Here is a 15037-nt window from a genome sequence, read left to right on the forward strand (position 1 = left end):
CCAAAATAAATTTTTAACTTTATTGTTTAATTTTCATCAAAGAATCAAAGCTTTTAAAATGAAAAACACAATCATCGTTTTCTTATTGATTTTCAGCATAAAACTATTCGCTCAAACTGAAAAATTTTATCAAATTAATGGCGTAGAAAGAAAAGCAATTTTTTTTGAGCCCAAAATAAATTCAGAAAAAACTCCAGTGGTTTTTGTTTTTCACGGTCATGGTGGGAATGCGAAACACGCCTGTAAAAATCTTAATTTTCATCAAAATTTCCCCGAAGCGTTAGTCATTTATATGCAAGGAATTCCCGGAGTTACCAATTCCTTAGTTGATAAAGAAGGAAAATACAACGGTTGGCAAATGAATCCAGACGAATTACAAAACCGAGATGTGAAGTTTTTTGATGAAGTTTTTTCTCAAATTTCTAAAAAATACAACCTTGATTTTGATAGAATTTATACAGTTGGTCATTCTAATGGTTCTAGATTTGTAAATGTTTTATGGAAAATGCGACCAGAAAAATTTGCTGCATTCGTTACTGTTGCTGGTCCTGGTGGAGTTTGGCTAAGAACAGCTCCTCAAAAATACGTTTGGATCAGTTTTGGAAAAAATGATAAAATCGTGCCTTATAAAATTCAAAAATTTTCTTCCAAGCAATATCTAAAATTCTTTGAAGCCAATGAAAACACAGCACAAACAGAAGGCGAAATAACAACTTATAAAACTTCTGAAAACAAGGAAATCATCATAGAAGACCGAAATGCAGGACACGAATTTCCACAAAATTCCATTCCCAAAATGGTAGAATTCTTGAAACGAAATCACAAATAATTGATTCAAAAAAGGCTTAATTCTAAGCTAATTCTTAACTTTTAATGATTTAAAATTTTAGAAATACATTATTTCTATAGCAATCACAAAAATATGTTTGTATTTTTGTTGAATAACATTGTTTTTATGAAATTCATCAAAAATATATTCACTTATTTATTCATATTAATTTTCGCCAATCTTTCGGCACAATATTTTCCCAAAAACGCTCCGAAAAATTTAGAGCAAAAAGCCGAAAAATATGCTGATTCTCTGTATCAACAATTGTCTTTAGACGAAAAAATAGGACAATTATACATTGTAGCTTTGTACAATAATCGTGGCGAAGAAGAAATTCAGAAAATTAGAAATCTCGTAGAAAAAGAAAAAATTGGTGGATTGATTCTCATGCAAGACAACGCCGAAAAACACATCCAATTGCTGAATGAATTTCAAGGGAAATCTAGAGTAAAAATGATGATTGGCATTGATGGAGAATGGGGATTGTTCCAAAGATTTCCAGCCGCGCATAAATTTCCTTGGGCTATGACTTTAGGAGCCATTCAAGACAATTCTGTCATCTATGAAATGACTTCCAAAATTGCTGAAGATTGTAAAAGAATGGGCATTTATTGGGATTTCGCGCCAGTTGTAGATGTGAATACCAATCCTGCAAATCCTATTATTGGCAACAGAAGTTTCGGGTCAGACATCAATAATGTGATTGCCAAAGGTTTGGCTTATGCACAAGGTTTGCAAGACAATGGTGTTCTCGCTTCTATGAAACATTTCCCTGGTCATGGCGATACAGATACAGATTCTCATTTAGATTTACCAGTGGTTTCGCACAATTTGGAGCGACTCAATTCTGTGGAATTAGCTCCTTTCAAAGCTTTGCTTGATAAAAAAATTGGCGGAGTTATGGTTGCACATTTATATGTTCCAGCTTTAGAAAAACAATCGGGAATTCCTGCTTCTGTTTCTTATGAAGTCATTACCAATTTGCTCAAAAAATCTTATCAATACAATGGTTTAATTATTACTGATGCTTTGAATATGAATGCTGTAGCGAAGAAATTTCCTGCAGGTCAATTAGATTTGAGAGCTTTCAAAGCGGGAAATGACATCATGCTTTTTTCACAAGACGTTCCAAACGGAAAAGCTTTGATAAAATCAGCCTTAGAAAAAGGTGAAATCACCGAAAACCGTCTTGCAGAAAGTGTAAAGAAAATTCTGAAAACAAAATATTTATTGGGACTTCAAAATTTAAAATCCATAAATCCTGAAAATATTAATGAAGATTTAAACAACGCTTCTCACGCAGAACTTTCAGAAAAATTATATTCCAACGCAATAACTTTGTTAAAAGACGAAAAAAATCTTTTGCCTTTAAGTTGCAGCGAAACCTATTATTACCTTCCTTTGGAAGAAGCGCCGTTTCAGACTTTTGTAGAAAATTTAAATTTAGGAACTACAGTAAAAGTTATTTCAAAAACTGAAATTGCTCAAATTCCTGAAAATTCTACGGTGATTGTTGGTTTTCACAAAGACAATTCTACGGCTTATAAACCGTATAAAATTTCACAGGAAAGCAAAGACATTTTAGCAGAATTAAGCAAAAAACAAAATGTAATTTTAGATGTTTTTGGTTCGCCTTACGCTTTGAAAGATGTTGATATTTCTAAAATTTCTACGGTTTTGGTAAGTTATGAAAACAATGATTTGTCTATGAAAGCTTCTGCAAAAGCGGTTTTAGGAAAAACAAAAGTTTCCGGAAAATTGCCTGTAATTGTTAATGAAAATTTGAAAGCAGGAAGCGGAATAGATTTAAATTAATTTAAAAGTGTTAATAACAAGAAAAATATTAATAGAAATTTGTAATCAATTTATCAATGGAGAAATTGACAAGTATGATATTTTAAATTTTGCATCTGAAAATGTTTTTGATGAAGACATTAGTTTTGAAGACGAAATAGTTGACGAAATTATTTTTCAATGGGACAATGAAATCATAAATTTTGAAATTAATAAGAAGAATATGATTTTATGGAAAGAAAAATTACTTAATGGAAATGATGAACTACTTTCTAGCAATAGTTGGAATTATCATATCCATTTTCAAAAACAAATTTGTGAAAAATATAATTCTGAATGGAAACCATTTAACAAAAAATTATTTGTGGGAATTTCAGAAAATCACAATTTAGAACCTATTAATGGTTTAAGACATTCTTCTGAAAAAGGCACTTCTGGTTGGTATATTTGGTTTGGTGAATACTCTGAAAATAAAGACTTTTTTAAACCAATTTGTGCCGAACATTTATTAGAAATTTATCCAAAAATTATTGATTATTTAGGACTAGAACCAGGTTTTAGGTTTCTAATTGATAAAAATGGATATGAAGATGTTTGGTTTGATGATAAACTTTTAATACAAAATAATTAGAAACGTAATCGTTTCACAAAAAATAAAATGAAAATAGGAATCCTTTGTTATCCAACATACGGTGGTAGCGGAATCGTAGCCACAGAACTCGGAATGTCTCTTGCCAAAAAAGGTTATGAAGTGCACTTTATTTCCTCTGAATTGCCTGCAAGATTAGACATGACAGACCCAAACATTTTCTTTCACAAAGTAAATGTACAAACCTATCCTTTGTTCAAACATCAACCGTTTGACATTGCACTTTCTTCCACGATTTATCAAGTGGTGAAATTGTACAAATTAGATATTTTACATGCACATTACGCCATTCCTTATGCCTATGCTGCTTTTTTCGCCAAGCAAATGCTAAAAGAAGAAAACGCTGATATTCCGTTAGTTACCACACTTCACGGAACAGACATCACTTTGGTTGGTCAACACCCAAGTTACAAACATGCGGTAGAATTTTCAATCAACCAATCAGATAAAATTACTACGGTTTCTGAAAGTTTGAAAAGTGATACTTTGAAATTTTTTAAAATCACCAAAGAGATTGAAGTCATCACCAATTTCATCGACAATACAGAATTTGAAGATTTAAAAACTTGCCAAAGAAATCATTTTGCCAATGTAGATGAAAAAATTCTAATTCACGTTTCCAATCTTCGTCCAGTAAAGAGAATTAAAGATGTTTTAGACATTTTCAACAAAGTTGAAAAATCGGTAAAATCTAAATTATTGATTTTGGGAGACGGTCCAGATGTAGAAGTCATCAATGAATTTATCAATGAAAATCCTCACCTCATCAACAAAATTAAACTTCTCGGAAAAGTAGATAATTTATATCAAATTCTGAAGTTTGCAGACGTGTTTTTATTGCCTTCAGAACAAGAAAGTTTCGGTTTGGCAGCTTTGGAAGCAATGGCAGCAGAAACGCCTGTAATTTCGAGTAATGCAGGTGGAATTCCAGAGGTAAACATTCAGGGAGAAACCGGATTTTTAGCAGAAGTAGGAAATGTAGAAGCCATGGCAAGTTATGCGATAAAATTGCTTTCAGACGATAAACTTCTCGCAGAAATCAAGAAAAAAGCTAAAGCAAGAGCATTGGAATTTGACTTAGTCAATATTCTTCCGATTTATGAAAAAATGTATGAAGAAACGCTAGAAGAATTTCATAAAATGGCTTAACAATCATTCTCGCAGATTCTACAAAAAGTAAATCTGCGGGAAATAAAACTAAAAAACTAACCAACCATGAACGAAAATTTACTCCAATATCTTTGGAAATATAAGATATTTTCCAAATTTGACTTCAAAGACACCGATGAAAACCCAATCGAAATTCTAGATTTTGGAACATTGAACACCAATTCTGGACCTGATTTTTCTTTGGCAAAAATTAAAACGAAAAACATCGTTTTAGCAGGAAACATAGAAATTCATGTGAAATCTTCGGACTGGTATTTTCACAATCATGACCTTCAAAAAGACTATCAATCAGTAATTCTACATATTGTTTATTTTAATGACACAGATGTTTCTGAACTTAAAGAAGCCGGAATTCCTACTTTAGAACTAAAAGATTACATTAACAAGGGAATTCTTGCCAAATATCAAACTTTAGAAAACCAATATCAGTTCATTCCTTGCGAAAGCATCTTTGATGCTTCTAAAGTTCCTTTTCTTTTTTCAGAAGAGACTTTACTCAAAAAACTAGACGAAAAATCTATAGAAATTGACCAACTTTTAAATCAATCAAAGAACAATTACGAAGCCGTTTTATTTCAAAAACTAGCCTACAGTTTTGGATTAAAAGTAAATGCAGAAATTTATCAAAATATTGCAGAAAACATTGATTTTAAAATCATTCAAAAGATTTCACAAAATCAATTTCAGTTAGAAAGTTTACTTTTTGGGAAAGGAAATATATTAGAAAAAGAAACCGAAACAAATCAAAAATGGAAGAGAGAATTTGAATTTTTGAAAATAAAATTTAAAATTTCAGAACAAACTTTTCCAGTAAAATTCATGCGGTTAATGCCTCCTTCTTTTCCTACGATTCGGCTTTCTCAGTTGGCGACGCTTTATCATCTTCAGCCCAATTTATTTTCTAAAATTTTAAAGGCTAAAAATATTCAGGAATTAAAATCCCTTTTCGAAAAAGTAAAAACTTCAGATTTTTGGGAAAATCACTACACGTTCGAAAAAGCTTCCGAAGAAAAAATAGAGAAAAAATTGTCTGACGATTTCATAGAAATTCTTCTCATCAATGCAGTTTTGCCTATTATTTACACGTATTTTAAAAATATAAATCCCGAAAAAACTGACCAAGTTTTAGAATTTTACAAAAATTTAAGCCCTGAAAAAAATTCTATCATCTCTTCATGGAAAAAACTGAACGTAAAATTTAGTTCAGCATTAGAAACCCAAGCGTTTTTGTATCATCATAAACATTTATGTTCATACAAAAACTGCTTGAATTGTAGTATTGGCTTGAAAATTTTAAAAGATTAATTTTTGACTTTTTTACCTCAATCTTAAAGGATGAAAATCAAAAAATCTAATTTTTCAATCTCGGGTGTAATAATTTGGCAACGGTAGAAGTCCAGCCAGTTTGGTGAGAAGCGCCTACTCCACGACCATTATCTCCATGAAAATATTCGTAGAACATCACGTAATTTTTGAAATGTTCATCATGGTTTAATTTATCTACATTCCCATTAAAAGCACGATTTCCGTCTTTATCTGGTAAGAAAATATTGCACAATCTTTGACTCAAATGATCTGCTACATAATTTAGATTTTGGAAATTTCCACTTCCGGTAGGAAGCTCCACTTTCAAACTTTCGTCGTAATAAAAATAAAATCGCTGAAGACTTTCTACAATTAAAAAATTAATCGGGAACCAAATCGGACCTCTCCAATTGCTGTTTCCGCCAAACATTCGACTATCACTTTCGGCAGGCGTATAATGCACAACGTGATTGATGCCATTAATTTCTAATTGAAACGGATTTTTTTCATAAACCTTTGACATCGAACGAATTCCAAATTCACTTAAAAATTCTTTTTCGTCTAACATTCTATTCAGAATTTTAGTCAATCTCGTTTTTCTCAAAATACTCATGAGATGTTTTCTGCCTTTTCCTTCTACATCCCAATGCGAAACCAATTTGGCTAGTTCGGGTTTATTTTTTAGAATCCAGTCCATTCTTTCGGTAAAATTAGGCAGTTTTTGAAGCATTTCGTGTTCTATTACTTCTACCGCAAACATCGGAATGAGACCTACAATACTTCTTAATTTTAGAGAAATTCCAGTTCCGTCGCTAAGTTGCAATACGTCATAGAAAAATCCGTCTTCTTCGTTCCAAAGTCCATTTTTTCCTTCGCCAAGATTTTCCATGGCTTCTGCAATGTAGAGATAATGCTCAAAAAATTTAATCGCCATATCTTCATAAACTGGATTATACAGTGCCAATTCCATAGAAATTCTCATCATATTCAGAGCAAACATCGCCATCCAAGAAGTTCCATCAGCTTGTTCTAGATATTCTCCGTTTTTGAACTGCATATTTCTGTCAAAAGCACCAATATTATCCAATCCAAGAAATCCACCTCCGAAAACATTCTTCCCATTTTTATCTTTTCGGTTTACCCACCACGTAAAATTGAGCAATAATTTCTGAAAAACACTTTCTAAGAAATGAATATCTGGTTTTCCATTGATTTTTTCATCGATTTTAAAAACTCTAAAAGTGCTCCATGCGTGAACTGGCGGATTGACATCTGAAAAATCCCATTCATACGCTGGAAGCTGACCGTTAGGATGCATGTACCATTCTTTGGTCAATAACTGCAATTGATTTTTGGCAAAATCTGGGTCTAAAATACTAAAACTCACACAGTGAAAGGCTAAATCCCACGTTGCAAACCACGGATATTCCCATTTATCTGGCATAGAAATAATGTCCTTGCAATTCATGTGTTTCCATTCTACATTTCTTACATGATGCTCAAAATTCCTTTCCACAGGGAAATTTGGGTCTCCATTTAACCATTTTCCAACTTTATAATGATAAAATTGTTTATTCCAAAGCAATCCTGCAAAAGCTTGTCGCTGCACATTTTTTTCATCTTCGCAGTTAAAATCTTTTTGAATTTCGTCATAAAATTCATCAGATTCTTTTTTTCTTACTTCAAAAACCTCATCAAAATCAAAAAAAGCGTTCTCCATTTTATGAGGAGACATTCTGAAATCAAAAGTTTTAGTTTCTCCACCTTCTAATTCCGTATCGATTACAAAAGCCGCTTTAGTTCCGAACTTTTTAGGATTCACCGTGTTTTTTTGATGAACGATATAATGGTTAATTCCATCTTTAAAGTATTTATTTTCAGATTTTTTTCCGAATAATTTTTCGGTATTGGTTTCATTTTCGCAGAAAAGAATTTTCACGGATTTGTCACGAGAATAAAGTTTTTTCATGCCCAAACTCTCATGTTCTATTTCTATTTGACCACGATGGCGCGTTGTAAAATTAGGTTTATAAGAATTATACCCCCAACTCCAATTATTTCTGTACCAAAGTGTGGGCAAAATCACCAAAGGTGCTTTTTCTGTATTTCGGTTGGTGACGGTAACTCTGATTAAAATATCATCATGGTGAATTTTGGCATATTCTATAAAAATATCGAAATATTCATTTTGGTCAAAAATTCCTGTATCTATAATTTCATATTCTGTTTCCTTATTGCTTCGTTCTGCATTTGTCTTGATTAAATCTTCGTAAGGAAAGGCATTCTGCGGATATTTGTACACCATTTTCATGTAAGAATGAGTAGGCGTATTGTCTAAATAATAGAAAATTTCTTTAATGTCTTCACCATGATTTCCTTGATGGTTGCTCAATCCAAAGAAACGTTCTTTGACCATTTTATCCTTTTTATTCCAAAAAGAAAAAGCGAAGTACAAACGTTGTTTGTCATCAGAAATTCCCGCAATTCCTTCTTCTGCCCATCTGTAAGTTCTGCTTTCTGCATCATCATGACCAGTTGCTCCCCATGTATTTCCATCAAAGGAATAATCTTCTCTTACGTTTCCCCACTGTCTATTGCTAACATAAGGTCCCCAAGTTCTGTAATTTATATCTTGTAATCGTTGTTTTTCAGCATTCATAACCATTATTTTTTAAAATAACATGATGCGAAGGTAGAAAAAAATAAAAACTATGAAATTTCATTTAGATTAATTTTTTCAATGACAATTTCTTATTGTGAAAAAAATGATATAGCTTTGCAAAAGATTTGTTCTTTCATACAATCGAAATGTTATCAAGAAAGGTGGAGAGATTAGACTCTGTGAAACCTTGGCAACCTATCGCGTTTCTGAAACGAGAAAAGGTGCTACATTCTACTCATTTTTGGGATAGATAACACATAAAAACAGTTGAGTCCCTCAACTTTTCTTATAGCATTTCATTTTTTTAATCACATTGAAATGCAAAATAGCGACATACTTTATCAAAATTTACAGCAAAGAATCCTCGTTCTAGACGGAGCTATGGGAACTATGCTTCAGCGATATCAGTTTACGGAAGAAGACTATCGTGGCGAGAGATTTAAAAACTGGGAATCTCCATTGAAGGGAAATAATGATTTACTTTCTCTCACTCAGCCTCATGCTATTGAAGCGGTACACAAAAAATATTTAGAAGCTGGTGCAGACATCATCGAAACCAATACTTTTTCTGCGACTACCATTGCAATGGCAGATTACCACATGGAAGATTTGGTGTATGAACTGAATTATGAATCCGCAAAAATTGCAAGAAAAGTTTGTGATGAATTCACGGCTTTAACTCCAGAAAAACCAAGATTTGTAGCAGGTTCTATTGGCCCTACTAATAAAACTGCATCTCTTTCTCCGGATGTAAATGACCCTGGTTACAGAGCCATTACTTTTGAAGAGTTAAGAATTGCTTACAAACAACAAGCAGAAGCACTTTTAGATGGCGGTTCTGATATCCTTTTGGTAGAAACCATTTTTGATACTTTGAATGCAAAAGCTGCACTTTTTGCCATAGACCAAATTCAAGAAGAAAGAAAAATTCAGATTCCAATTATGGTTTCTGGAACCATCACAGACGCGTCTGGAAGAACGCTAAGCGGACAAACTGCTGAAGCATTTTTGGTTTCAATATCTCATCTTAACTTATTAAGTGTAGGATTTAACTGTGCTCTAGGAGCGAAACAATTGACACCTTATTTAGAAACCATTTCTAATAATTCTGAATTTTTCATTTCTGCTTATCCAAACGCTGGTTTACCGAATGCTTTCGGTCAATACGATGAATCTCCAGAATTTATGGCAGAACAAATCCGTGAATATGCAGAAAAAGGATTGGTAAATATCGTTGGTGGTTGTTGCGGAACAACTCCTGACCACATTGCAGCAATCGCAAAAATCGTTAAAGATTATCAACCAAGAAAAGTTGATGTGATAATTTGATGATGAGTTAATGCGATGCTTTTCACAAGCATTATCTTATTTTCAAATTAACTAATTATCTCATTTATAATATGAAATATTTAAAACTTTCGGGTCTAGAACCTTTAATTATAACTCCAGAATCCAATTTTATCAATATTGGAGAAAGAACCAATGTAGCAGGTTCTAAGAAATTTCTCAGATTGATTAAAGAAGAAAAATTTTCTGAAGCTTTAGAAATTGCTCGTCATCAAGTGGAAGGTGGCGCACAGATTTTAGACATTTGTTTTGATGATGGACTTTTAGACGGAAAATATTGCATGGTTAAATTCTTGAATTTAATCGCCTCAGAACCTGATATTTCCAGAATTCCAATGATGATAGATTCTTCTAAATGGGAAATTTTAGAAGCTGGTTTGCAAGTGGTTCAAGGAAAATGTGTAGTCAATTCCATCAGTTTAAAAGGTGGTGAAGAAGAATTTGTTCGTCAAGCTAAAGCCATTAAAAGATATGGTGCTGCAGTAGTTGTAATGGCTTTTGATGAAAATGGACAGGCTGATAATTACGAACGCAGAATAGAAATTTGTAAAAGAAGTTATAAACTCTTAACGAACACAGTCCGTTTTCCTGCGGAAGACATTATTTTCGACCTCAATATTTTCCCAGTTGCAACAGGCATGGAAGAACATCGCAGAAACGCATTGGATTTCATTGAAGCAACAAAATGGGTTCGTGAAAACTTACCTTACGTTTCGGTTTCTGGTGGTGTTTCTAACGTTTCGTTTTCGTTTAGGGGAAATGATACGGTAAGAGAAGCGATGCACTCAGTTTTCCTCTATCACGCCATCAAAGCGGGAATGAATATGGGAATTGTAAACCCTGCCATGTTAGAAATTTACGACGAAATTCCTAAAGATTTGTTGGAGTTGGTAGAAGATGTAATGCTGGACAGAAGAGATGATGCTACCGAAAGATTATTGGATTATTCTGAAAAACATAAATCTGTAAAAAAAGAAAAAGTAGAAGATTTAGCATGGCGAAATCAGCCTTTGCAAGACAGAATCACCCATTCTTTGGTAAAAGGAATCGACCGTTTTATTGAGGAAGATGTAGAAGAAGCACGAAAAATTTCGGCAAAACCTTTGGATGTTATTGAAGGAAATCTAATGACGGGAATGTCTGTAGTGGGAGATTTATTCGGAAGTGGAAAAATGTTTCTTCCTCAAGTGGTAAAATCTGCGAGAGTGATGAAAAAAGCAGTGGCTTATCTTCAACCGTTTATAGAAGCTGAGAAAGATTCTGCACAAAAAGCCAATGGTAAAGTATTGATGGCAACGGTAAAAGGCGATGTTCACGACATTGGTAAAAATATTGTGAGTGTAGTTTTGGGCTGTAACAATTACGAAATTGTAGATTTAGGAGTGATGGTTCCTGCCGAAAAAATTATTCAAACAGCAATTCAAGAAAAAGTAGATGTGATTGGTTTAAGCGGATTGATTACACCAAGTTTAGACGAAATGGTACATATTGCCAATGAACTGGAGCGTCAAAACCTCAATTTCCCATTGATGATTGGTGGTGCCACAACTTCTAAAGCGCATACTGCCGTAAAAATAGACCCGAAATATAAAAATGCTGTGGTTCATGTAAATGATGCTTCTAGAGCAGTTGGTGTGGTAAGTTCTTTGTTGAGCAATAGAAATGGAGCGTTTATTTCTGAACTCAAAGCAGATTATGCAGATTTCCGTGAAAAATTCTTAAACAGACAAGTTGACAAAGAATATATTTCGATAGAAGAAGCGAGAAATCAAAAATTCAAAATCGATTGGGAAAATGAGACCATCTCTGAACCTAAAAATTTAGGTATTCATTTAATTGAAAATCAAAACTTAGAAGAATTGATTCCTTATATTGATTGGAGTCCGTTTTTCAGAAGTTGGGATTTATTTGGTAAATATCCTCAGATTTTAGAAGATGAAATTGTAGGAGAACACGCAAAAGAACTTTTTGCAGATGCTCAAAAAATGTTGAAGAAAATCGTGGATGAAAAATTATTAACTGCAAAAGCAATTTTCGGAATTTTTCCTGCGAACTCTAATGAAAAAGATGATATTGAATTGAAAAATGGTGAAGAAACATTCACTTTCAGAACGCTTCGTCAACAACATAAAAAATCTGATGGCAAAGAATATTTGGCTTTGAGTGACTTTATCGCTCCAAAAACATCAGGAAAACAAGACTACATCGGTGCTTTTGCGGTGACTACAGGTTTTGGAACCGATGAATTGGCACAAAAATATGAAGCAGAGCATGATGATTACAATGCGATTATGGTAAAAGCATTAGCAGACCGATTGGCAGAAGCTTTTGCAGAATATTTACACAAAAAAGTACGAATTGAAATTTGGGGTTATTCTAGTGATGAACATCTAGAAAATGAAGATTTAATTTCTGAAAAATATGTAGGAATTCGTCCTGCTCCTGGTTATCCTGCTTGTCCAGACCATTTGGAAAAAACCACGATTTGGGATTTACTAAAAGTGAAAGAAAATATTGGTTTAGAACTTACAGAAAGTTTGGCAATGTTCCCTACAGCTTCTGTTTCTGGATATTATTTTGCAAACCCAAAAGCGAAGTATTTCGGAGTAGGAAAAATTACAGAAGACCAGCTGAAAGATTACGCCGAAAGAAAAAATATAAATTTAGAATTGGCTAAAAAATGGTTATCTCCTAATTTGGTGGATTAGTTTCTCACAGATTTGACTACGCCGAAACTTCGTTTTCGCAGATTTTCACAGATAAAAAAATGTTCCGTAGGAACATAATATGTGTAAAAAATATAGACAGTAAAGAGGCGCTCCGTAGGAGCGCTATGTTAAAAAAATAAAGATTGTTACGCGCGCATATTTGCGTGAGCGATTGCAGTGAAAATCCTTTTTTTGCTAGGAAAAAGCTTTGGCAAAAAAAGATTGCAACGGAAAGCGCGGTTTCATAAAAATAGCTTGGATTAAGTTTTGGATTTTTATGGAACACGCCCAAAATAGAAAAAATTAAAATATTTAAAAAATAGGAACAGCTTGCTTCGTTCCTCGGAATGACAAATGAAAGTTACAGAACACATACAAAACGCCAACGGAAAAACACTTTTTTCTTTTGAGATTTTACCACCATTAAAAGGTCAAAATATACAGTCAATATTTGATGCGATTGATCCATTGATGGAATTTAATCCTTCATTTATAGATGTTACGTACCATCGTGAAGAATATGAATATGTAGAACGCGAAGATGGACTTCTGGAAAAACGAGTAGTAAAAAAAAGACCGGGAACTGTGGGAATTTGTGCTGCCATTCAGAATAAATATGGTGTAGATGCGGTTCCGCATATTTTGTGTGGTGGATTTTCTAAGGAAGACACCGAAAATTTCTTAATTGACATCGATTTCTTGGGAATTCATAATGTAGTGGCTTTAAGAGGAGATGCAGTGAAAACAGAAACCTATTTTAAACCAGAGAAAAACGGACATGCTTTTGCCAAAGATTTGGTAGAACAAATCGTGAAAATGAATCATGGAACTTATCTAGACGAAAGTTTAGAAAATTCTGCTTGTACAGATTTTAACATAGGTGTAGCGGGTTATCCTGAAAAACACATGGAAGCAGCAAGTCTGGAACAGGACATTTACCACCTCAAGAAAAAAGTAGAAGCAGGCGCAGATTATATCGTAACGCAAATGTTTTTCGACAATCAAAAATATTACGATTTTGTAAAAAAATGCAGAACTTCTGGTATTAATGTTCCTATTATTCCTGGATTAAAACCAATTACTACCAAGTCTCAGCTGAGCATGATTCCGCATCGTTTCAAGGTAGATTTGCCTAACGAGTTGGTGATTGCCATTGCTAAAGCAAAAGACAACAAAGAAGTAAAAGAAATCGGCATCAACTGGTGCATTCAGCAGAGCAAAGATTTAATGAAAAACGGAGCTCCTGTTCTTCATTATTATTCAATGGGAAAAAGCGAAGTGGTAAAGAGAATTGCTTCTGAAGTGTTTAAAGACTAAAGCATTTTATGTCTTTCAAACGAAAGATTTCGGTCAAAAATATAACGATATGTCGCAAGTTTCCTCGTGACTTTCGTTTCTAAATTTTCGGCAATTTTAATCATCCTTGGATTAAAATCTCCAATCCATTGCATTTCGTAATCGGTATAATTTCTGGTTTTTCTGAAATGTTTTGTGCCTTCCCAAATCATAAATCCATCGATGCCTTTTCTTTGCCATTCTGGAACAATTCCGAAAACCAAGCCAACCATTTTCTTATTTTTTATAAAAAATTTAGCCAATAAAAATTTCAACTTTTCAATCCAACCGAATTTCCCATTCAAGTATTTAAACCATTGATTCAAATCTGGAATGTTAATCCACATCGCAATGGGTTTATCGTTTTCGTAAATGAACCAAGAGATATTTTCGTCTAAAATAGGTTTCATGGTCTGAAACATTTTCAGCACTTTTTTAGCTTCTATTTGCTTTCCTTCACCATGATTTGCCCAAGCTTTGTTGTAAATTTCTGCAAAATCATGCGCAAATTTTTCCAATTGATTTTTTTTCCAATGAACTGCTTTCAAATTTGGATTTTTGGCATTCATTCTATGTCCATTCATAAAAACTTCTGAAACCTCATCGTAGACTTTTCTTCCGTAACACAATTGATTAAAATAAATCTGAAAACCATAATTTTCAAACAATTTCTGATAATACGGCGCATGAAAATTCATTCCGTACAACGGTTCATGAAATCCTTCAATGAGCAAACCCCAAAACTTGTCTCGCTCCCCGAAATTTATCGGCCCGTCCATTGCTTCCATTCCGCGTTCCATCAACCAATTTTTACAAAAATCAAAGATGAAATTTGCCGTTTCTTGGTCATCGATACAATCAAAGAAACCAAATCCACCAGTTTTTAACTTTTGTTCATATTTTGGATTGACAAAAACCGCAACTTTCCCTACGGTTTGATTTTCTGCATTTTTAAAAAGAAATCTTTCACACGTTCCATTTCTGAAAAATTTATTTTTGTTGGGATTAAAAACTTCTTCAATGTCTTTATCTAAAGGGCGAATGTAATTTTTCTCGTTTCTAAACAAACGAGCTGGAAATTCTAAAAATTCTTTTTGCGTTTCTGGCGAATTAACGAGAATAGATTTCAGCATATGAGTTGTCCTAAAAAAGGTTGACTCATTAATAATTCAAATATAGTTAAATCGTAGCAGAATTAATTCTGTTACGATTTATTTTTTTCCATTGTTTTAAATGTA

Annotated in this window: 10 protein-coding genes and 1 riboswitch; of the genes, 8 read left to right on the forward strand and 2 right to left on the reverse strand. The window is 33.3% G+C overall.

The window, feature by feature from the left end; translation table 11 throughout:
• The first annotated feature begins 58 nt into the window (after positions 1-58).
• The 5 genes from QO190_RS07995 to QO190_RS08015 all read left to right on the forward strand — a co-directional run bounded on the left by QO190_RS07995 (position 59) and on the right by QO190_RS08015 (position 5747).
• A complete protein-coding gene (locus tag QO190_RS07995) occupies positions 59-829 on the forward strand; it encodes a PHB depolymerase family esterase (protein ID WP_371462328.1) in 771 nt (256 codons plus the stop codon).
• A gap of 126 nt (positions 830-955) precedes the next feature.
• Positions 956-2644: a glycoside hydrolase family 3 protein gene (locus tag QO190_RS08000; RefSeq protein WP_371462330.1), complete on the forward strand. Its 1689-nt coding sequence runs from the start codon at positions 956-958 to the stop codon at positions 2642-2644.
• Between the two features lie 7 nt (positions 2645-2651).
• Positions 2652-3254: a hypothetical protein gene (locus QO190_RS08005; protein ID WP_371462332.1), complete on the forward strand. Its 603-nt coding sequence runs from the start codon at positions 2652-2654 to the stop codon at positions 3252-3254.
• Between the two features lie 27 nt (positions 3255-3281).
• Positions 3282-4421 (forward strand): N-acetyl-alpha-D-glucosaminyl L-malate synthase BshA, encoded by a 1140-nt coding sequence (gene bshA / locus QO190_RS08010; protein ID WP_371462335.1) that lies wholly within the window; start codon positions 3282-3284, stop codon positions 4419-4421.
• Between the two features lie 66 nt (positions 4422-4487).
• Positions 4488-5747 (forward strand): DUF2851 family protein, encoded by a 1260-nt coding sequence (locus QO190_RS08015; protein ID WP_371462337.1) that lies wholly within the window; start codon positions 4488-4490, stop codon positions 5745-5747.
• Between the two features lie 46 nt (positions 5748-5793).
• Here the strand turns inward: QO190_RS08015 and QO190_RS08020 are convergent, their stop codons facing one another.
• Positions 5794-8406 (reverse strand): glucosidase, encoded by a 2613-nt coding sequence (locus QO190_RS08020; RefSeq protein WP_371462339.1) that lies wholly within the window; start codon positions 8404-8406, stop codon positions 5794-5796.
• A 149-nt stretch (positions 8407-8555) separates the two neighbouring features.
• Positions 8556-8666: riboswitch (SAM riboswitch) on the forward strand.
• A gap of 61 nt (positions 8667-8727) precedes the next feature.
• Here QO190_RS08020 and QO190_RS08025 point away from each other — a divergent pair.
• The 3 genes from QO190_RS08025 to metF all read left to right on the forward strand — a co-directional run bounded on the left by QO190_RS08025 (position 8728) and on the right by metF (position 13781).
• Entirely contained in the window at positions 8728-9738 is a 1011-nt protein-coding gene (locus QO190_RS08025) for a homocysteine S-methyltransferase family protein (protein WP_371462342.1), read from the forward strand.
• Positions 9739-9809: 71 nt separating this feature from the next.
• Complete coding sequence (gene metH / locus QO190_RS08030) at positions 9810-12464, forward strand: methionine synthase (RefSeq protein WP_371462344.1); 2655 nt, start codon at positions 9810-9812, stop codon at positions 12462-12464.
• 354 nt (positions 12465-12818) lie between these two features.
• On the forward strand, positions 12819-13781 hold the full coding sequence (metF, locus tag QO190_RS08035; protein ID WP_371462346.1) for a methylenetetrahydrofolate reductase [NAD(P)H]: 963 nt from the start codon (positions 12819-12821) through the stop codon (positions 13779-13781).
• Here the strand turns inward: metF and QO190_RS08040 are convergent.
• Entirely contained in the window at positions 13778-14932 is a 1155-nt protein-coding gene (locus tag QO190_RS08040; RefSeq protein ID WP_371462348.1) for a hypothetical protein, read from the reverse strand. The genes metF and QO190_RS08040 overlap by 4 nt on opposite strands.
• Between the last annotated feature and the right edge of the window lie 105 nt (positions 14933-15037).

The sequence above is a fragment of the Cloacibacterium sp. Arc13 genome (assembly GCF_041431305.1).
Classification (GTDB): Bacteria; Bacteroidota; Bacteroidia; order Flavobacteriales; family Weeksellaceae; genus Cloacibacterium; species Cloacibacterium caeni_B.